General features: G+C 45.3%; 19 protein-coding genes. 18 read left to right on the top strand and 1 reads right to left on the bottom strand.

Annotation, left to right across the window (positions count from 1 at the left end; all coding sequences use genetic code 11):
- Positions 1 to 8: 8 nt before the first annotated feature.
- The 16 genes from ACFORF_RS00505 (at position 9) to ACFORF_RS00430 (ending at position 15,287) form a co-directional block, all read left to right on the top strand.
- Positions 9 to 1,040, top strand: coding sequence for a sugar kinase (locus ACFORF_RS00505; protein ID WP_380424265.1), 1,032 nt, complete (start codon positions 9 to 11; stop codon positions 1,038 to 1,040).
- Between the two features lie 11 nt (positions 1,041 to 1,051).
- The gene (uidA, locus tag ACFORF_RS00500) at positions 1,052 to 2,863 is read left to right on the top strand and encodes a beta-glucuronidase (RefSeq protein WP_380424264.1); all 1,812 of its coding nucleotides are present in this window, start codon (positions 1,052 to 1,054) and stop codon (positions 2,861 to 2,863) included.
- A gap of 126 nt (positions 2,864 to 2,989) precedes the next feature.
- On the top strand, positions 2,990 to 3,667 hold the full coding sequence (locus tag ACFORF_RS00495; RefSeq protein WP_380424262.1) for a FadR/GntR family transcriptional regulator: 678 nt from the start codon (positions 2,990 to 2,992) through the stop codon (positions 3,665 to 3,667).
- 179 nt (positions 3,668 to 3,846) lie between these two features.
- The gene (locus ACFORF_RS00490; RefSeq protein ID WP_380424260.1) at positions 3,847 to 4,467 is read left to right on the top strand and encodes a bifunctional 4-hydroxy-2-oxoglutarate aldolase/2-dehydro-3-deoxy-phosphogluconate aldolase; all 621 of its coding nucleotides are present in this window, start codon (positions 3,847 to 3,849) and stop codon (positions 4,465 to 4,467) included.
- A gap of 1 nt (position 4,468) precedes the next feature.
- Positions 4,469 to 5,869 (top strand): glucuronate isomerase, encoded by a 1,401-nt coding sequence (gene uxaC, locus ACFORF_RS00485; protein WP_380424258.1) that lies wholly within the window; start codon positions 4,469 to 4,471, stop codon positions 5,867 to 5,869.
- A gap of 25 nt (positions 5,870 to 5,894) precedes the next feature.
- Positions 5,895 to 6,989 (top strand): mannonate dehydratase, encoded by a 1,095-nt coding sequence (locus ACFORF_RS00480; protein ID WP_380424256.1) that lies wholly within the window; start codon positions 5,895 to 5,897, stop codon positions 6,987 to 6,989.
- A gap of 66 nt (positions 6,990 to 7,055) precedes the next feature.
- On the top strand, positions 7,056 to 7,895 hold the full coding sequence (locus ACFORF_RS00475) for an SDR family oxidoreductase (protein WP_380424254.1): 840 nt from the start codon (positions 7,056 to 7,058) through the stop codon (positions 7,893 to 7,895).
- Between the two features lies 1 nt (position 7,896).
- Positions 7,897 to 8,688, top strand: coding sequence for an HAD family hydrolase (locus tag ACFORF_RS00470; RefSeq protein ID WP_380424252.1), 792 nt, complete (start codon positions 7,897 to 7,899; stop codon positions 8,686 to 8,688).
- Between the two features lie 6 nt (positions 8,689 to 8,694).
- On the top strand, positions 8,695 to 10,491 hold the full coding sequence (locus ACFORF_RS00465; RefSeq protein WP_380424250.1) for a glycoside hydrolase family 3 protein: 1,797 nt from the start codon (positions 8,695 to 8,697) through the stop codon (positions 10,489 to 10,491).
- A 134-nt stretch (positions 10,492 to 10,625) separates the two neighbouring features.
- Positions 10,626 to 11,285 (top strand): CBS domain-containing protein, encoded by a 660-nt coding sequence (locus ACFORF_RS00460; protein WP_380424248.1) that lies wholly within the window; start codon positions 10,626 to 10,628, stop codon positions 11,283 to 11,285.
- 121 nt (positions 11,286 to 11,406) lie between these two features.
- Positions 11,407 to 12,042, top strand: a complete 636-nt coding sequence (tmk, locus tag ACFORF_RS00455) for a dTMP kinase (RefSeq protein ID WP_380424246.1) — start codon at positions 11,407 to 11,409, stop codon at positions 12,040 to 12,042.
- 1 nt (position 12,043) lies between these two features.
- Positions 12,044 to 12,919, top strand: coding sequence for a DNA polymerase III subunit delta' (locus tag ACFORF_RS00450; RefSeq protein ID WP_380424244.1), 876 nt, complete (start codon positions 12,044 to 12,046; stop codon positions 12,917 to 12,919).
- On the top strand, positions 12,916 to 13,716 hold the full coding sequence (locus ACFORF_RS00445; protein ID WP_380424242.1) for a PSP1 domain-containing protein: 801 nt from the start codon (positions 12,916 to 12,918) through the stop codon (positions 13,714 to 13,716). Before ACFORF_RS00450 ends, ACFORF_RS00445 begins: the two co-directional genes overlap by 4 nt.
- A complete protein-coding gene (gene yabA, locus ACFORF_RS00440; protein WP_380424240.1) occupies positions 13,709 to 14,029 on the top strand; it encodes a DNA replication initiation control protein YabA in 321 nt (106 codons plus the stop codon). Before ACFORF_RS00445 ends, yabA begins: the two co-directional genes overlap by 8 nt.
- A gap of 2 nt (positions 14,030 to 14,031) precedes the next feature.
- Positions 14,032 to 14,904, top strand: a complete 873-nt coding sequence (gene rsmI / locus ACFORF_RS00435; protein ID WP_380424238.1) for a 16S rRNA (cytidine(1402)-2'-O)-methyltransferase — start codon at positions 14,032 to 14,034, stop codon at positions 14,902 to 14,904.
- Positions 14,905 to 14,915: 11 nt separating this feature from the next.
- On the top strand, positions 14,916 to 15,287 hold the full coding sequence (locus ACFORF_RS00430; RefSeq protein ID WP_380424236.1) for a DUF1722 domain-containing protein: 372 nt from the start codon (positions 14,916 to 14,918) through the stop codon (positions 15,285 to 15,287).
- A 312-nt stretch (positions 15,288 to 15,599) separates the two neighbouring features.
- On the opposite strand, the gene ACFORF_RS00425 is transcribed toward ACFORF_RS00430, so the two are convergent.
- Positions 15,600 to 16,229, bottom strand: coding sequence for a copper homeostasis protein CutC (locus ACFORF_RS00425; RefSeq protein WP_380424234.1), 630 nt, complete (start codon positions 16,227 to 16,229; stop codon positions 15,600 to 15,602).
- A 194-nt stretch (positions 16,230 to 16,423) separates the two neighbouring features.
- Here ACFORF_RS00425 and serC point away from each other — a divergent pair, with 194 nt between their 5' ends.
- Both serC and ACFORF_RS00415 read left to right on the top strand, forming a co-directional pair.
- Positions 16,424 to 17,515, top strand: a complete 1,092-nt coding sequence (serC, locus tag ACFORF_RS00420) for a 3-phosphoserine/phosphohydroxythreonine transaminase (protein WP_380424232.1) — start codon at positions 16,424 to 16,426, stop codon at positions 17,513 to 17,515.
- 54 nt (positions 17,516 to 17,569) lie between these two features.
- A complete protein-coding gene (locus tag ACFORF_RS00415; protein ID WP_380424230.1) occupies positions 17,570 to 18,163 on the top strand; it encodes a GNAT family N-acetyltransferase in 594 nt (197 codons plus the stop codon).
- Positions 18,164 to 18,169: the final 6 nt, after the last annotated feature.

Raw genomic sequence — 18,169 nt, 5'->3', positions numbered from 1 at the left:
GTGTCCTCTTGAAAATTGTCGCTTTTGGCGAAATCATGTTAAGATTATCGCCCCCCCAGCACCAAACCTTAACCCAGGCGACGACCCTGGATTGTCAGTTTGGTGGCTCTGAGCTCAATGTCCTTTCTACGCTGGGGCAGTTGGGTTATCCTGTTTCCTTGGTTTCTGCAATTCCCGATAATGATTTGGGGCATATGGCGGAGTCTTTCCTCTTTGCTCATCAGATTGGTCAGGATCAGGTGCTAAAAAAAGGTGAGCGTTTGGGAATTTATTATTACCAGAAAGGTTTTTCACTGCGGACCAGTCGTGTTCTCTATGATCGCAAGTATTCTGCCTTTTATGAATCTAAACTGTCCGACTATGATGTGGAGGCGATTTGTCAGGACATGTCTTGGCTCCATATTAGTGGCATTACGGTGGCGCTCAACCCTGAGATTTACCAGATTGCTCTTGAACTAATGACCCAGGCAAAGGCTAGGGGAATTCCTATCTCTTTTGACTTGAACTACCGGGAAAGTCTGTGGGAGTCCTTCGAGCAGGCGCGTCAGTCTCTGTCTAAGCTAGTAGCCCTAGCAGATGTCTGCATTGGACTTGAACCCCTGTCTCTTCTGATGGATGATGGTCAGGACTTGAAGGATAGCCTAGGATTGACTAGACCTTATCGGGACCGAGAGATTTTACTTGAGGTTCTTAGAGAAATGGCAGAGCGCTACCAATTAAAGACCATTGCATTTACGGAGCGAGAGATTGGGGCTACTAATGAGTATATCCTCAAGGCCTATCTCTATGATGGTCAGGAGCAGAAGTTGCATGAAACAGACCGCGAAGCAATTCAAGTTTTGGACCGCGTAGGAACAGGAGATGCTTTCACTGCAGGGATTATCTATGGTCTGCTTGAAAACTCTTCTCCTCAGCAGACTCTAGAAATTGCCATGGCTAGTTTTAAATTTAAACACACCATCGAGGGTGACATTAACATCGTGACTAAAAAAGATATTGAGCAGCTTATGAACAAGGGTGCTCAGGACATTAAACGTTAAGGAGGAACACAATGCTATATCCACAATTATCCAAAACCCGTAAAGTCTATGACCTTAATGGTCTGTGGAATTTTAAACAAGGGGATTATACTCCAAGTAAGAAAGCTAGTCTAGCAATAGATCCAGCCAGCGAACTCATGGTGGTTCCAACCTCCTTTAATGATGTCTTGGTGGACAAGGACAAGCGTCTCTTTATCGGTGACAACTGGTACGAGAGGACCTTGGATTTGCCTGTTATAGCTGATCATGAAGAAGCAGTGCTTCGTTTTGGTTCGGTCACCCATCAGGCACGAGTTTACCTCAATGGGCAACTGGTTGCTGAGCATAAGGGTGGTTTTACACCGTTTGAGGTGCTTGTGGCGGAAGAATTTTTACAAGAAGACGCCTTGGTGTTGACCATTTGTGCCAACAATGTATTGGATTACACTAGCCTGCCTGTTGGTAATTATTCTGAGAAGACTCTGGCTGATGGACAGGTCAAGAAGGTTGTTCGGGAGAATTTTGACTTCTTCAACTATGCTGGGATTCATCGTCCAGTTAAATTATATACACGTCCGAAAGTTCATATCGAGGATATTGCCATTACCTATGACCTGTCCGAGGACCTGACTCAAGCAGTCGTTCACACAGATGTCAAGACCAGCTCTGCTATTGCTACCCGCGTAACCATCATTGATGAACAAGGACAACTTGTTGCAAGTGGACCTGCTGGTCACGATTTGAAAGTGGAAGATGTTCATCTCTGGCAACCGTTGCAGGCCTATCTCTATACCTGTCGAGTAGAGTTGTTTGACGGTGAGACTTTGGTGGACAGCTACGATGAGGCGTTTGGTATTCGTAAGGTTGAGGTTAAGGATGCCAAGTTCCTCATTAATGATCAACCCTTCTATTTTAAAGGTTTTGGCAAACACGAAGATACTTATATCAATGGTCGTGGGCTTAATGAGGCAGCTAACCTGATGGATTTGAACTTGCTTAAGGGAATCGGCGCTAACTCCTTTAGAACATCCCACTATCCTTATTCAGAGGAGATGATGCGTCTTGCAGATCGAATGGGTATTGTTGTTATTGATGAAGTACCTGCAGTTGGTCTCTTTAATAATTTCACGGCCTCTCTCGATATGATTGATGGTAAAATAGAAGATCAGAATACTTGGAGTGTCATGGATACAAAAGATGCTCATGAACAAGCCATTCGTGAATTGGTTGAGCGCGATAAAAACCACGCCTGTGTAGTCATGTGGGTAGTTGCCAATGAACCGTCATCCCATGAGGCAGGTGCGCGTGAATACTTTGAGCCTTTGATTCAGCTTTATCGTGATTTGGATCCTCAGTCTCGTCCAGTGACCTTGGTCAATATCATGATGGCAACTCCAAACATTGATTTGGTGGCAGATTTGTTAGACGTTATCTGTCTCAATCGTTACTATGGTTGGTACAAGGACCATGCAGCCTTAGAAGATGCAAAAATTCATCTTCGTGAAGAATTAGAAGAGTGGCACCGCTTGTATCCAGACAAACCTATCATGTTTACGGAGTATGGTGCCGATACGCTACCAGGCTACCATTCGCTTTGGGACATTCCTTATACAGAAGAATACCAGTGTGATTACTATGCAGCTAATCATGAGGTCTTTGACAGTTTGCCTTATTTCGTAGGAGAACAGGTTTGGAACTTTGCAGACTTTGAGACCAATGTCAGCCTGATTCGTGTAAAAGGAAATCACAAGGGTCTCTTTAGCCGGAGCCGTGATCCAAAACAGGTGGTTCGTTTCTTCAAAGACCGTTGGACCCATATTCCAAACTTTGGTTATAAGAACTAGTTCGGAGTGTTAAAATCGATAGAAGGGCTCTCACTTTATGTGAGAGCCTTGTATGCAATCCGTTGAAATGGCCCTTAAAATTCGATATAATAAGAAAAATAAGTTTAAAAGAGTGAGGAGCGACAGATGAAAAAGTCATCGTTGCCGTTAGCAGAACTAGCGGCGGAACGTTTGGTAGAATATATTGTTGATAATCAATTTGAACCAGGAACCCGCTTGCCGAACGAATATGACCTTGCTGCGACCCTCGAGGTTGGTCGAAGTACTGTTCGTGAGGCTGTCCGTCGCTTGGCAGCTCGGAATATTCTTGAAGTCCGTCAGGGTTCAGGTACTTATGTCAGTGGGAAAAAGGGAGTAGCAGACGATCCACTTGGATTTTCTTTTATTAAAGATACCTACAAACTGACCCAGGATTTGTTTGAAATTCGTATGCTTTTGGAGCCTAGAGTTGCTGCAAAGGCTGCTCAATTTGCCACTGATGAGGACTGTCGAGAGTTGGAGCGTTTGGTGGCTGCTATCGAATTCTCCTATGATAACGGAACAGATGACCACGTTCAGTTGGATGTTCAACTACACTCTCAATTGGCCAAGATGAGTGGGAATCTAGCTTTGGATAGCTTATTGCCGGTTATTCATCAATCAATTAGTCTTATTAACCGTGATTTTAAAGGGAAAGATTTGCGGGAAGATAGCCGAGTGGCCCACCGTAAAATACTTGAAGCAGTTGTAGCAAGAGATAGTACCCAGGCCTATGATGCCATGCTACGCCATATTCTGTCTGTAAGTACAGGCTTTGAAAAATAAGAAATGACCTCTGATGATAAGAATCATCAGAGGTTTTGTTGATTTATCAGATGAATTTGAGGAAAAATAGAAAAAATTTTAAAAAAATCAGCAAAATGCTTGAAAAGTCATCTGATGAATGATACAATAAAACCATAAAGAAATCGTTTTCTAAATTCTAAGCAGAAAAAGGAGATCAGATGTTAACACAATTAAAAGAGAATTACGCCTTCGCTGTTATTCGCGGGAAATCTGTTGAAGATGCCTTAGAAATCTCACGCCATGCCATAGCTGGAGGTATCAAAAATATTGAAATTACCTATACGACACCTGATGCTAGTGAGGTTATCCGAATCTTGTCTAATGAATATTCATCAGATGACACAGTTGTTATCGGTGCTGGAACAGTGATGACGACAGCTTTAGCTCAAGAGGCCGTAGGAGTAGGAGCAGCCTTTCTAGTGAGTCCGCATTTTTCAGCAGAGATTCAAGAGATTGCAAAAACATCAAAGGTTCCCTACTTCCCAGGTTGTGCGACAGCAACTGAGATTGTGACGGCCATGGAGGCGGGGTGTCCAATTATCAAGCTCTTCCCAGGAGGTAGCTTGGGACCAGGATTTATCAAGGATATTCATGGTCCTATTCCCAATGTGGACTTGATGCCTTCAGGTGGTGTTTCTATAGAGAATGTTGCTAGCTGGAAGGCAGCTGGTGCCTGTGCCGTTGGTGTAGGATCGGCCTTGAGTGCTAAGGTGGCGACTGAAGGTTATGCCAGTGTGACAGCCTTTGCCAAGGACTTTATGGCAGCAGTGGAGGGATAAGATGACTTTTAATGATTCAAATTTTATGCTAAAGAGTGATGCGGCCAAGCATCTCTATACCTTTGCTAAGGATATGCCGATTTACGATTTTCATTGTCACTTGGATCCGCAGGCGATTTTTGAAGACAAACCTTACGAAAACATTGTGGATCTTTGGCTGGATGGCGACCATTACAAGTGGCGTCTGATGCGGGCCAATGGCATAGCGGAAGAGTTGATCACGGGAGATGCCCCTAAAAAGGAAAAATTCCGCGTGTGGATTGAAACTGTTAGCAGAGCTTTCGGTAATCCCCTCTACCATTGGAGCCACTTGGAGTTGAAAACTGTATTTGGTATCGATGAAGTCATCAAGGCTGAGAACTGGAAGAGTCTCTACGAGAGATTAAATAGTATCCTAGCTCAGGGCAAGATTAGCCCACGTTACCTGTTGGAACTATCTAATGTTCGCTTTGTTGGGACAACTGACCATCCCTTGGATGATTTGGTCTGGCATGAAAAAATTGCAGCTGATGCCTCCATTGATGTGGTAGTGGCTCCGACCTTCCGACCAGATGAGGCTTTCGTGGCTCACGCTAACTTTGCAAGTTTCACAGAAAAATTGGCTCAGAAAACAGGACGTCAGATAGCAAGTTTTGCAGATTTTGTCGCTGCAATGGATGATCGTATCGCTTATTTTGCAGAGCATGGCTGTCAGGCATCTGACATCAGCTTTGGAGCTGTGCAATATCAGGCAACAGAGGTATCAGATTTAGATGCCATCTTGACCAAGGCCTTGTCTGGTCAAGCCTTAACAGCTCTTGAAAAATCCCAGTGGCAGTCCGGTATCTATTTGGAGCTATGCAGACTCTACCATAAGCATGGTTTGGTGACGCAGGTTCACTTTGGTGCAGTCCGCAATAGCCACAGCAAACTTTATAGCCAGCTCGGACCGGATAGTGGCTTTGATTCAATGGGAGACCAGATTGACCTGGCGGACCATCTCAATCGTTTTCTCGATGCTTTGGCAAGTACAGACCAGTTACCTAAGATGGTCTGGTACACGCTCAATCCAAGCTACAATGTCTTGCTGGCCAATACTTTGGCTAACTTCCAAGCAAACAATCGTGGCCAACTGAGTCAGTTACAGTTCGGTGCTGGTTGGTGGTTCAATGATACGAAAACTGGAATGTTGGACCAGATGACACATTATGCGGAGCAAGGGCTCTTGGCCAACTTTATCGGAATGTTGACAGACTCTAGAAGTTTCATGTCCTTCCAACGCCACGATTACTTCCGTCGCATTCTGTCGAGCTTTATCGGTGAGTGGGTTGAAACAGAAGAAATTCCCAATGACGATAGCCTGCTCAAACCTTTTATCCAAGATATTTGCTATAACAATGCTCAGCAATTTTTCAAAAAATAAGTCACAAAATTAAAGGAGAAAACTCATGAAAATGTCTTTCCGTTGGTACGGGAAAAAAGATCCCGTGACGCTTGAAGAAATCAAAGCTATCCCTGGAATGCAGGGAATTGTTACCGCTGTTTATGATGTGCCTGTTGGTCAGGCTTGGCCTTTGGAAAATATCCTGGAACTTAAAAAATTAGTCGAGGATGCTGGGCTTGAAATTACAGTCATTGAGTCCATTCCAGTACATGAGGATATCAAGCAGGGGAAACCTAATCGCGATGAATTGATTGAAAACTACAAGACATCCATTAAAAACGTCGGTGCCGCTGGTATTCCTGTTGTCTGTTATAACTTCATGCCGGTCTTTGACTGGACGCGATCAGACCTCAATCATCCGCTCCCTGATGGGACAACTTCACTTGCCTTTCTCAAGACTGATTTAGAAGATGTAGACCCAGTTGCAGATGATTTGAACCTGCCAGGTTGGGACTCTTCTTACTCAAAAGAAGAGATGAAGGCCATCATCGAAAACTACCGTCAAAACATTACGGAAGAAGACCTCTGGGAAAACCTGGAATACTTCATCAAGGCCATTATGCCAACAGCTGAGGCTGCAGGTGTGAAAATGGCCATCCACCCTGATGATCCACCGTATGGTATCTTCGGCTTGCCTCGAATCATTACTGGACTCAAATCAGTAGAGCGTTTCCTTGATATCTATGATTCACCATATAACGGCATTACCATGTGTGTCGGTTCATATGCTTCAGACCCAGCCAATGATGTTCTGGCCATTCATGAATACGCCCTTAAGCGTGAACGCATTAACTTCATGCACACTCGTAATGTGACCGCTGGAGATTGGGGCTTCCAAGAAACAGCCCACCTATCCTCTGCTGGAGATATTGATATGAACGCTGTGATCAAACTCTTGGTGGACTATGATTGGCAAGGAGCCCTACGTCCTGACCATGGTCGTCGTATCTGGGGTGACCAAACCAAGACTCCTGGCTATGGTTTGTATGACCGAGCTCTCGGAGCAACCTACTTCAACGGCCTTTACGAAGCCAACATGCGTGCAGCTGGTAAGACGCCAGACTTTGGCATTAAGGCAAAGACAGTTGGAAATAAATAATCACGAATTATCAAGGCAAAAACACCTATAAAAACTCAAAACCTGAATTTACAAAGGAGAAAACCCATGTCAAAAGTCATTGAATTTAAAGATAAAGTTGTTGTTGTTACTGGTGCAGGTGGTGTCCTCTGCGGTTACATGGCCAAGGAATTTGCTAAAGCAGGGGCCAAGGTCGCCCTTCTTGACCTAAACCAAGATGCTGCCCAAGTCTTTGTGGATGAAATCGTTGCAGACGGTGGCGTTGCTAAAGCCTACAAGGCTAATGTTCTTGAGAAAGAAAACTTAGAAGAAGTTCGTACAGCTGTTCTGGCTGACCTTGGTCCATGTGACATCCTCATCAATGGTGCAGGTGGTAATAACCCACGTGCGACGACAGACAATGAATTCCACACGACAGACCTACCAGAAGGTACAAAAACTTTCTTTGACCTTGACAAGGCTGGGATTGAGTTTGTGTTCAATCTCAACTATTTGGGAACTCTCTTACCAACCCAGGTTTTTGCGCAAGACATGGTCGGTCGACCAGGTGCCAACATCATCAACGTTTCAAGTATGAATGCCTATACACCATTGACAAAAATCCCGGCATACTCAGGCGCTAAAGCAGCCATCAGTAACTTCACGCAATGGTTGGCGGTTCACTTCTCACAAGTTGGCATCCGTTGCAATGCGATTGCTCCAGGTTTCTTGGTAACTAACCAAAACCGTGGCCTACTCTTTAACGAAGACGGTACACCATCAGCCCGTGCAGAGAAAATCCTCCGCAATACCCCAATGGGACGTTTCGGCGAAACGGAAGAATTAATCGGTGGTGTGTTCTTCTTGGCAGATGAAAACTTGGCTAGCTTCGTCAATGGTGTCGTTCTGCCAATCGACGGTGGTTTCTCAGCTTATTCAGGAGTCTAATATGACGACAAACTATCTTTTCTGTGTGGATTCCGATGGCTGTGCTATGGATACCATGACCTACAAGCATGAACTCTTCTTTGGACCGCTCATCGTCAAGCACTTTCCAATTGAGAATCCAGAGCAGTTTCAAAAGGACTGGGAAAAACTCAATCTCTACTCTCGGACACGGGGCGTCAACCGATTTACCGGACTTGTGATGTCTCTCAAGGCTGCTGGTGTACCAAACATTGACCGTTTGGTTGAGTGGGCTGAGACGACAGATTCTCTCTCCAATGCCTCCCTTGAGGCAGCAATAGCAGAGCAGGATAGTTCAGATTTGCAGGCGGCACTTGCCTGGTCCAATGATGTTAATGCCCACATCAAAGGCTATGAGGGTGAGGTGCTTGCCTTTCCAAAAGCCAAGGAAGGTCTGGCAAAACTCAGCCAACTGGGTCGGGTCTATGTGGTCAGCTCTGCCAACCGTGAAGCGGTGGAAGAAGAGTGGCGTGACCAGGGGCTTCTGGACTACGTCACTGATCTCTACTGCCAAGACCGTGGAAAAAAAGAAGATGTAATAGCTCAGCTATTAGCCAAAGTCGACCAACCAGACCATTTACTCATGATTGGCGACTCTCCTGGTGACTGCTCTGCTGCCGAGCAGAATGGTGTGCGTTTCTATCCGATTATGGTTGGAGACGAAGAAGCCTCATGGACAGATTTGCTGGAAGGTCAAGCTGAGCAGTTTGTAGCCGGAACTTATGATGAAGCGACCTATAAGAGTCGTTTCTGGGATAATTTAGATAAAGGATAATTTGCGATGACACGTTTAGTTGATTTAACCCAAAAACCCTATCAGTTAGATGACGCTGCGATTGCCTGGGTGGAAGAAACCATTGCCAATATGACGCTCGATGAAAAGATTGGGCAACTCTTTGTCAATATGGGAGCTAGCCGTACGGAAGAGTATTTGACTGATGTACTCAATACCTATCATATCGGTGCTGTCCGCTATAACAAGGGAACCTCTTCAGAAGTCTGGGACCAAAACCATATCCTGCAAACCAAGTCAAAAATTCCTTTGCTGATTGCTGCCAACACTGAGGCAGGCGGAGACGGAGCTGTCACAGATGGAACCAAAGTTGGGGATGAAATCAAGATTGCTGCGACAAATGATGCTAACTATGCCTATGAGATGGGGCGTATTGCTGGGATTGAGGCTTCAGCTGTGGGATGTAACGCTTCCTTTGCACCGATTATGGATTTGACCCGCAACTGGCGAAATCCAATCATTGCCAACCGAACTTGGGGTGCCAATGTTGACCAGACGATTGAGCTTTCTAAGGCCTATATGAAAGGAATTATGGAACATGGCATCTTGCCATTTGCCAAGCACTTCCCAGGGGACGGGATTGATGAGCGCGATCATCACCTATCTTATGCAGCCAACCCAATGACCAAGGCTGAGTGGATGGAAACTTTTGGCCGAATCTATGGGGAAATGGCAGAGGCAGGACTTCCAGGAATCATGGCCGGTCACATTCACCTGCCAAATGTTGAAAAGGAACTCCATCCAGAACGTGAATTTGATGACATGTTGCCGGCTTCTCTCAACAAGACCTTGCTAGATGAGTTGTTGCGTGGCGAATTGGGCTACAATGGGGCTATCGTAACAGATGCGTCTCATATGATCGGGATGACAGCGTCAATGCCACGTCGTGAACTCTTGCCGACAGCTATTGAAGCTGGTTGCGACCTCTTCCTCTTCTTTAACGATCCAGATGAAGATCTTGCTTGGATGAAGGAAGGTTACGAAAAGGGAATTCTGAGCGACGAGCGCTTGCATGATGCCCTCCGTCGGACTCTGGGTCTCAAGGCGAAACTTGGTCTTCATACTTATGAAGGTCGTCGTGAGGAAATCATGTTGCCTAAGGATGAAGCGCTAGCCCTTATCCACACAGCGGAGGCCCAGGCTATTTCAGATGAGGTAGCAGACAAGGCTATTACCTTGGTTAAGAATAAGCAAGCAGATATCTTCCCAGTAACTCCTGAACGCTACAAGCGCATCTTGATTGTTAATGTCGAAGGCTACAAGGGTGGCTTTGGTGCCATGATCAATGCTGGCAAGAAGCGTGCCTCAGACAAGGTTAAGGAGCTTTTTGAAGCTAGAGGTCACGAGGTAACTGTTTGGGAATCCACCGAAGAACGGATTATGAAATTACCTGTAGAAGAACGTGGTGCAGCCATCGCCAACGTCTATGCACAGAAACAACCGATTTCTAATCTGACTGATTACTATGACTTGATTATCAACTTGGTTGATGTCAACTCTGGAGGAACCACCCAACGGATTATCTGGCCAGCAGCCAAGGGGACACCCGACCAACCATTCTACGTCCATGAAGTTCCAACAATCGTGGTATCTGTTCAACATGCCTTTGCTTTGGCAGATATGCCACAGGTTGGTACCTATATCAATGCCTATGATGGTATGGATAATACCATGACGGCCCTCGTTGCCAAACTGGCAGGAGAGTCCGAATTTACAGGTGTGTCTTCAGTTGATGCTTTCTGTGGTTTGATTGATACTCACATTTGGAGACAACCAAAACTTTAAACAACACCTTAAATTACTCATGTGAAAGTCGGCTTCGGTCGGCTTTTTATTTTTTAGAAAATCCATGAAAAATCTGTAATCGTTTTCTAGTTTTGTGATATAATAGAGAAAATAATGATTTTGGAGGTTTTCCTATGGCTGTTAAGGATTTTATGACGGAAAAAGTAGTTTATATCTCTCCTGAAACTACGGTGGCTCATGCTGCTGATCTCATGAGAGAACAGGGGCTGCGCCGTTTACCTGTTATCGAGCATGACAAGTTAGTTGGTCTGGTAACGGAAGGAACACTGGCTGAAGCTAGTCCATCCAAGGCGACGACTCTGTCCATTTATGAAATGAACTACTTGCTCAACAAAACCAAGGTTGGCGATGTCATGATTAAGAATGTTGTGACTGTAGAACCCTATGCCAGCCTGGAAGATGCCATCTACCTCATGATGAAGCATAATGTGGGAGTTTTGCCGGTTACTGATGGCCAATATGTGGTTGGTATCATCACGGATAAGGATGTGTTCAAAACCTTCCTTGAAGTCTCTGGCTACGGTGAAGAGGGCATTCGGGTTCGTATTTTGACCGATAATACGGTTGGAGTGCTTGAAAAAGTGGTTAAGGTTATTTCGGACAAGGGACTCAATATCCGTCGCAATGTCCTTGCCAATCGTCCTTCTGGTAAGGTTGTGGTTGAAATTCAAATCGATGGAGATATGGACTTGGACCAATTAAAAGCTGATGTGGAAGCGCAAGGGGTTATTGTAGATAGTATTGCTCGCACGGCTGCCAAGGCTATTTCATAAGTTTCAGAAACGTTGTTGATTTTTCAGCAGCGTTTTTCTTCGGAGAAAACTGTCTGCCTGATTTTCTTTTCCTTAATTTTTTGGTAGAATAAGAGGTAATTGAAAGTAGTAAGGATAGATGATGGCAAAGGGAAAATTGATAACGTTTGAAGGTCCTGATGGTGCTGGGAAGACCAGTGTGTTAGAGGCTTTAATCCCGCGTTTACAGGCTGTGTTTGAAGGTGAAATTGTCACGACACGTGAGCCAGGCGGTATTGAAATTGCAGAGAAGATTCGAGAGGTCATCCTAGATGTGACCCATACAGCCATGGATGATAAGACGGAGCTCTTGCTTTATATTGCGGCTCGGCGCCAGCACTTGGTTGAGCGAGTCCTTCCTGCACTTGAGGCAGGGAGTTTGGTTTTGGTGGACCGTTTTATTGATAGTTCGGTTGCCTATCAGGGCTACGGCCGTGGGCTTGACAGCTCTGCCATTGCCTGGTTGAATGACTATGCGACGGATGGGCATAAGCCTGATTTGACTCTGCTTTTTGATGTGCCTTCAGAGGTTGGTTTGGCTCGGATTGAAGCTAATGCTGATCGGGAGGTCAACCGTTTGGATTTGGAAAAATTGGACATGCATCAGCGGGTGCGTCAGGGCTATCTGGAGACGGCAGAAGCTGAGCCAGAGCGTTTCGTCGTTATCGACGCAAGTCAATCGCTTGAGGCGGTTGTGGAAGCTGCTTTTGAGGCAATTTGCCAACGAATTGAGGCCTAGGATGGAACTCAAGGAACTACAGCCCCAACTTTTTCCGACTTTTCAACAGATTTTATCGGAAGGCCGGATGAGCCATGCCTATCTTTTTTCTGGGGATTTTGCCAGCTTTGAGATGGCGATTTATCTTGCTCAGAGTCGTTTCTGTGAGGAGCAGAGTGAGGGTCAGCCTTGTGGTCAGTGTCGATCTTGTCGGCTCATAGCAGAGCAGGAATTTGCAGATGTCCAAGTGGTTGAGCCTCAAGGGACTATCATCAAGACGGAGACTATCCGTGAGCTGACGCGAGATTTCTCGCGGTCAGGTTACGAGGGCAATGCCCAGGTCTTCATCATCAGAGAAGCCCATAAGATGCACACCAATGCGGCTAATAGCCTGCTTAAATTTATGGAAGAACCCCAATCAGAAGTCTACTTGATTCTGCTGACTTCTGATGAAACCAAGGTTCTTCCGACCATCAAGAGTCGCTGCCAGGTCTTTCACTTTCCCAAGAATAGGGATTTCCTAGTCCAATATTTGCAAGGGCAGGGTGCATTAAAAACTCAGGCTATGATTTTGGCTGAGTTGGCAACCAGTCCTGAGTCTGCGGATCAACTTTTCAAGGACCAGAAGGTTCAAGACCTGATTGGAGTTGGTCAGACCTTTGTTCAAGTCTTACTGAAGTCAAAGGAGCAGGCTTATCTAGAAGTAGCCCGCCTGGCTAATCAAGCCAACGAGAAGAAAGACCAAGATAGACTCTTTCAGATTCTGACCATTCAATTGTCCAATATCGAATCTCCAACCCTAAAAACTACCTTACTTAGCCAGCTCCATGAAGCTAGACTCATGTGGCAGGCCAATGTCAGCTTTCAAAATGCAATGGAATATATGGTACTCAAATGACAAGAGTCTTAGGCGTACGCTATGAAGAACAGGGAGACTTAACTTATGTTCTCCCTGATCAATCTTACGAAATCGATGAATTTGTCGTCATTGAGACAGAAAAAGGCCCACGTTTGGCTCAGGTTTGCTTGGCTAGTCGTGAGGTGGATGAGGCAAAACTTCCTCTCCAGATGGCCAGGGTCAAAGGGCCAGCTAGTGACCGAGATCTCCAAATCTATCACGATAATATTTTGGCTGCACAAGCTGGATTTGATTGGGTTAAGGGACAGATAGCAGAGCACGGTCTTCCCATGAAGTTGATTGACCTTGTCTATGCCCTTGACCGCAGCCACGTTTACATCTCATTTGCAGCAGAGGGTCGAGTGGACTTTAGAAGTTTGCTCAAGGATTTGGCCCAACATTTCAAGGCTCGCATTGAATTGCGTCAGCTCAACCAACGTGAAGAGGCAAAGGTCTATGGTGGTCTAGGTCCTTGTGGACGGGCCCTGTGCTGTTCGACCTTCCTGGGTGAATTTCCACCCGTCTCCATCAAGATGGTTCGTAATCAAAACCTGTCTCTAGCTTCCAATAAAAATCTTGGGGCCTGTGGCAAACTCATGTGTTGCCTTAGTTTTGAGGATGAGGTTTACCGTGAGGCACGGGAGAAGTTTCCTGATGTCGGGACGACCGTTGTTACTAAGGACGGCCAAGGGGTAGTGACGGGGCTAGATATCCTGGGTCATACCCTTACCATTCGATTGGACGAAAAACCAGTCAGTCTCCGCTATGAGTTAGAAGAGGTCACAGTATATGGATAAACAACAGATATTTCAATCTTTTGAGGATTTTTCTCAGAATTTAATGGTGGCTTTGGCGGAAGTTGAGGCTATTAAGAAGCAGGTTAAGTTGATAACGGAGGAGAATGTCCGTCTACGGATAGAGAATAATAACCTTCGTGAGCGTCTGGAGCAAACAACGGCGAATCCATCAAGTAAACTGCAATATCATGGGATGGAGCGCCTAGAGTCTATCTATAAAGAAGGCTTCCATATTTGTAATGATTTTTATGGTCAACACCGTGAAAATCAAGAGGATTGTGTTTTTTGCTCACTCTTGTTAGACAGGGAGTAAACATGCAAGTACAAAAATCATTCAAAGGGCAGTCAGTCTATGGCACCCTTTATCTTGTTCCCACACCGATTGGGAACCTGGAGGACATGACCTTTCGAGCGGTCCAAACACTTAAAGAAGTGGACTGGATTTGTGCGGAGGACACCCGTAATACTGGGCTCTTGCTTAAGCATTTTGAGATTGAGACCCGCCAGATTTCCTTTCATGAACACAATGCTTTTGAGAAGATCCCTGACCTACTTGACTTACTAAAGTCTGGCCAGTCCTTGGCTCAGGTTTCAGACGCAGGCTTACCTAGCATCTCAGACCCAGGTCATGATTTGGTCAAGGCAGCTATTGCTGAGGACATCAGCGTAGTGGCTCTGCCTGGGGCATCAGCAGGGATTACGGCTCTGATTGCCTCTGGTCTAGCTCCCCAACCCCATATTTTTTATGGCTTTCTTCCGAGAAAAGCAGGGCAGCAGAAGGCCTTTTTCCAAGACAAGTTAGCCTATCCAGAGACACAAATTTTCTACGAGTCTCCCTACCGGGTCCAAGATACCTTGGAAAATATGTTGGAAGTCTACGGTAATCGTCCAGCGGTTGTTGTCCGAGAATTGACTAAAATCTACGAAGAATATCAGCGCGGAACCATCAGTGAGTTGATTGCCTATATCGACGAGCAACCGCTCAAGGGTGAGTGCCTGATTATCGTTTCTGGGCTGGATGCAGATCTGGCGCGTGTCGAACAAGAGTCTACTGATGTGGATATTTTGTCCCTCATCGACCAGGAAATTCAAAGCGGACTCAAGCCTAATCAGGCTATTAAGACCATTGCCAAGACTTATAAGCTTAACCGCCAAGAGGTCTACAATGCCTATCATAATCGAGACTGAGAGGAGTAGGGATGACCGGAGCACAAGAAACCTGGGCCTACCACAAATATTGGGTCATGGGACACTCCCAGGCTCACTATAATGCGCTGAGGCTACTCTTTAAAGGCGACGCCTGGTCGGCTGAAAAAGAGTCCGAGCTTCATCGTCTCTTGGCAGAAGCGGGAACCATTGCTCCAACGGGAGCGACTCAGCGGACGGCCTTTCAGCACATGTGGGGTTATTTCAAGAAAATCGCCAACGAGGAGGAACGCGAGGCCTACAAGGAGATGATTGCTGATGAGGCAAGCTATGCGGACTTGACTGAGTTTTTGGTCCAGATGATTACCAATTACCAGCCAAAATATTTGGTTAATTCTAAATTCTATGAGGATGAAGGGTTTTAGGGTGTCCTTTGTGTTAGTATCCCTTACCTAACCTTCTTATGTCTATATCAATCTATCTTGCCAATTCTAAAATTACAAACATAAAAGACTTGAAATCTGGTGTTTTAAAAATCCAGATTTCAAGTCTTTTTACTTATTGAAATGATTTCTTCATGGATGGATTATGGAAGATGGGGTATCAAGTAACCTAAGCACTAGATTTCAAAGTATTTCGAATGCTCGGATTTCAGCTTATCCCAAATGGTGCTGCTGTCCAGAACCGATCAAATTCATAAGAGATTTAAAGTGTATCTATTTTGGTATTGGGAATGACTAAATTAGTTGGGTGCCGTGGACCTGATTACTCCCTGTTAGTGATAACAGTTCTTGGCAATTGTCCTTGGTTACACCGCCACCAAGTAGGATCTCAATTCGTCCATCTGCATGCTCTAAGAGGGTCTTGATGTGGTCGATATTGTCAAAAATGTTGTGGCGTTCTGCTGAGCCATGTAGCAAGATACGTCTAAAGCCAAACTCAATTAATTGATCCATAGCAGCCAGTTGCTGGTCTTGAGGAATAAGGTCAAAGGCCATGTGGAAGACCATGTCGACCCCCTGACAGGCTGGTATGAGATAGTCAATGCCATCGACATCCAGTAGATTATCTTTCGTTAGAAGTCCAAAAACTAGGGCGTCAGCTTCCAGCTCAACAGCCTTGAGGATATCCTCTTCCATGATTTTAAGTTCTAAGTCGTTATAGACAAAATCACCACCGCGGGGACGAATCATAGGTGCAACGGTAATCTGATGCTCGTGCAGATAGCGAGTTGCCTCCTTGAGGACACCATAGGATGGAGTCGTGCCACCAACGGCAAGATTATCGCAGAGCTCAACGCGTGTGATGTCCGTTCCAACTAATTTATGGAGGTCGGTAAGATTTTCAGCGCAAAATTCTTTTAACATAGGTTTCCTCGTTTCAAATATATTTATTTTATTATATCATTTTTGTTTTTTCCTGTTAATGACCAGCTGATTTTTCTTAAAGATTAGTGAAAAGACAATCGTTTTTAAGTTTTTTAAGAAAAACATCAAGAAAATAGGCAAAATTCAGACAATTGTGATATAATGGTTAAAACTTTTAATTCTTGGAGGTCTTTATGACAATCTACAATTTCTCTGCAGGTCCAGCGGTCTTGCCCAAATCTGTCCTTGAAAAAGCTCAGGCTGAGTTTCTCGATTACAATGGATCGGGGATGAGTGTGTTAGAGATGTCCCATCGCTCCAAGGATTTTGATGATATTATCAAGGGTGCTGAAGCAACCTTGCGCGAATTGATGGCTATTCCTGATAACTACAAGGTTATCTTTATGCAGGGTGGCGCATCCTTGCAATTTTCGATGATTCCCCTCAATTTTGCAAAAGGCAAAAAGGCTTACTATTTAGTCGGTGGGTCTTGGGGTAAAAAAGCCTACACTGAGGCTGTTAAGTTGGCTAAGACAATCCCATTTGAACCTATTTTGTTGGGCTCAACTGAGGACATCGTCTATGCAGAGTTGCCAACCTTTGATAAGGCTGATATTGATACTGATGCTGCCTATGTTCACTTAACGACTAATAACACGATCGAAGGAACAGCTCTTTACACAGTTCCTGATACAAATGGCGTTCCAGTTATCGCTGACATGTCCTCTAATATCTTGGCAGCTCGTTATAATGTCGAAGATTTTGCCATGATTTATGCCGGAGCTCAAAAAAATATTGGGCCTGCTGGAGTCACCGTGGTTATCGTCCGTGAGGACTTCCTCAATGATGAGCCAGCTCTGTCTAGCATGTTGGACTACCGTATTCAAGTTGACAATGAGTCCCTCTACAATACACCGCCAGCTTACAGCATTTACATTTCTAAGCTCGTCTTTGAATGGGTTAAGGAGATTGGTGGGGTTGATGAGATGGAAAAAATCAACCGTGAGAAGGCTGGTTTGCTCTATGATTTCATCGACCAGTCTGACTTCTATACTAGTCCGGTCCGCATAGCAGAGCAGCGTTCAGTTGCCAATATTCCATTCGTATCTCCTTCAGCAGACTTGGATGCCAAATTTGCTAAGGAAGCAGAAGCCGCAGGCTTTAAAAATATCAAGGGTCACCGCTCTGTTGGTGGAATGCGTGCTAGTCTCTACAACGCCTTCCCACGCCAAGGAGTTCTAGATTTGATTGATTTCATGAAGACCTTTGAAGCTGAAAATAAGTAATCTTAGGAAAGTGCAGGGCTAGCCGCTCTGCTATTTTCCCCAGTGAGGATAATTATGGAAATTCGTTTAGCCCATCCCAATGAACTCAACCGTATTTTAGAAATCATCGAGCAGGCAAAGGTCCGTCTGGCTGCATCTGGCAGTGACCAGTGGCAGGACGGCTATCCCAATCAGGACACGATTTTCGACGATATCCTGGAAAGTCGGGGTTACGTAGCTCTGATCAATGGCCAAGTGGCTGCCTATGCCGCGGTCTGCAAGGGCAATGAAGCCAGCTACAATGACATCTATGAGGGCAAGTGGCTCCACAACAACTACATGTACGTGACCTTTCACCGAGTGGCAGTGGCGGATGAATTTGCCGGCCAAGGCATCATTCAGACCTTCTTGCAGGGCTTGATTGAGGGAGAAAAAGGTCCCGATTTCCGTTGCGACACCCATGAGAAAAATGCCACCATGCAGCATATCTTGGACAAGCTTGGCTTTACCTATTGTGGCAAGGTTCCCCTGCATGGTGTGCGCCTGGTCTACCAAAAAATCAAGCACAAATCTGAAACCAGCCTCTACCAGGAAATCAATGAAGAAGACCGCTGGCTGATTGCAGAAACAGCAGACAAGCCCCTCTTTGGTGTGGCAGACGAGAAGTAGCAATAC

It is taken from the genome of Streptococcus caprae (genome assembly GCF_042649745.1).
Classification (GTDB): domain Bacteria; phylum Bacillota; class Bacilli; order Lactobacillales; family Streptococcaceae; genus Streptococcus; species Streptococcus caprae.
The sequence above is the reverse complement of the archived record's forward strand: the minus strand, read 5'-3'. Positions and strand labels throughout refer to the sequence as shown.

Excerpts from the sequence above, each read along its gene's own strand:
- uidA (WP_380424264.1), top strand. The coding sequence starts at position 1,052 with ATGCTATATCCACAATTATCCAAAACCCGTAAAGTCTATGACCTTAAT.
- ACFORF_RS00495 (WP_380424262.1), top strand. The coding sequence starts at position 2,990 with ATGAAAAAGTCATCGTTGCCGTTAGCAGAACTAGCGGCGGAACGTTTG.
- ACFORF_RS00490 (WP_380424260.1), top strand. The coding sequence starts at position 3,847 with ATGTTAACACAATTAAAAGAGAATTACGCCTTCGCTGTTATTCGCGGG.
- uxaC (WP_380424258.1), top strand. The coding sequence starts at position 4,469 with ATGACTTTTAATGATTCAAATTTTATGCTAAAGAGTGATGCGGCCAAG.
- ACFORF_RS00480 (WP_380424256.1), top strand. The coding sequence starts at position 5,895 with ATGAAAATGTCTTTCCGTTGGTACGGGAAAAAAGATCCCGTGACGCTT.
- ACFORF_RS00475 (WP_380424254.1), top strand. The coding sequence starts at position 7,056 with ATGTCAAAAGTCATTGAATTTAAAGATAAAGTTGTTGTTGTTACTGGT.
- ACFORF_RS00470 (WP_380424252.1), top strand. The coding sequence starts at position 7,897 with ATGACGACAAACTATCTTTTCTGTGTGGATTCCGATGGCTGTGCTATG.
- ACFORF_RS00465 (WP_380424250.1), top strand. The coding sequence starts at position 8,695 with ATGACACGTTTAGTTGATTTAACCCAAAAACCCTATCAGTTAGATGAC.
- ACFORF_RS00460 (WP_380424248.1), top strand. The coding sequence starts at position 10,626 with ATGGCTGTTAAGGATTTTATGACGGAAAAAGTAGTTTATATCTCTCCT.
- tmk (WP_380424246.1), top strand. The coding sequence starts at position 11,407 with ATGGCAAAGGGAAAATTGATAACGTTTGAAGGTCCTGATGGTGCTGGG.
- ACFORF_RS00450 (WP_380424244.1), top strand. The coding sequence starts at position 12,044 with ATGGAACTCAAGGAACTACAGCCCCAACTTTTTCCGACTTTTCAACAG.
- ACFORF_RS00445 (WP_380424242.1), top strand. The coding sequence starts at position 12,916 with ATGACAAGAGTCTTAGGCGTACGCTATGAAGAACAGGGAGACTTAACT.
- yabA (WP_380424240.1), top strand. The coding sequence starts at position 13,709 with ATGGATAAACAACAGATATTTCAATCTTTTGAGGATTTTTCTCAGAAT.
- rsmI (WP_380424238.1), top strand. The coding sequence starts at position 14,032 with ATGCAAGTACAAAAATCATTCAAAGGGCAGTCAGTCTATGGCACCCTT.
- ACFORF_RS00430 (WP_380424236.1), top strand. The coding sequence starts at position 14,916 with ATGACCGGAGCACAAGAAACCTGGGCCTACCACAAATATTGGGTCATG.
- ACFORF_RS00425 (WP_380424234.1), bottom strand. The coding sequence starts at position 16,229 with ATGTTAAAAGAATTTTGCGCTGAAAATCTTACCGACCTCCATAAATTA.
- serC (WP_380424232.1), top strand. The coding sequence starts at position 16,424 with ATGACAATCTACAATTTCTCTGCAGGTCCAGCGGTCTTGCCCAAATCT.
- ACFORF_RS00415 (WP_380424230.1), top strand. The coding sequence starts at position 17,570 with ATGGAAATTCGTTTAGCCCATCCCAATGAACTCAACCGTATTTTAGAA.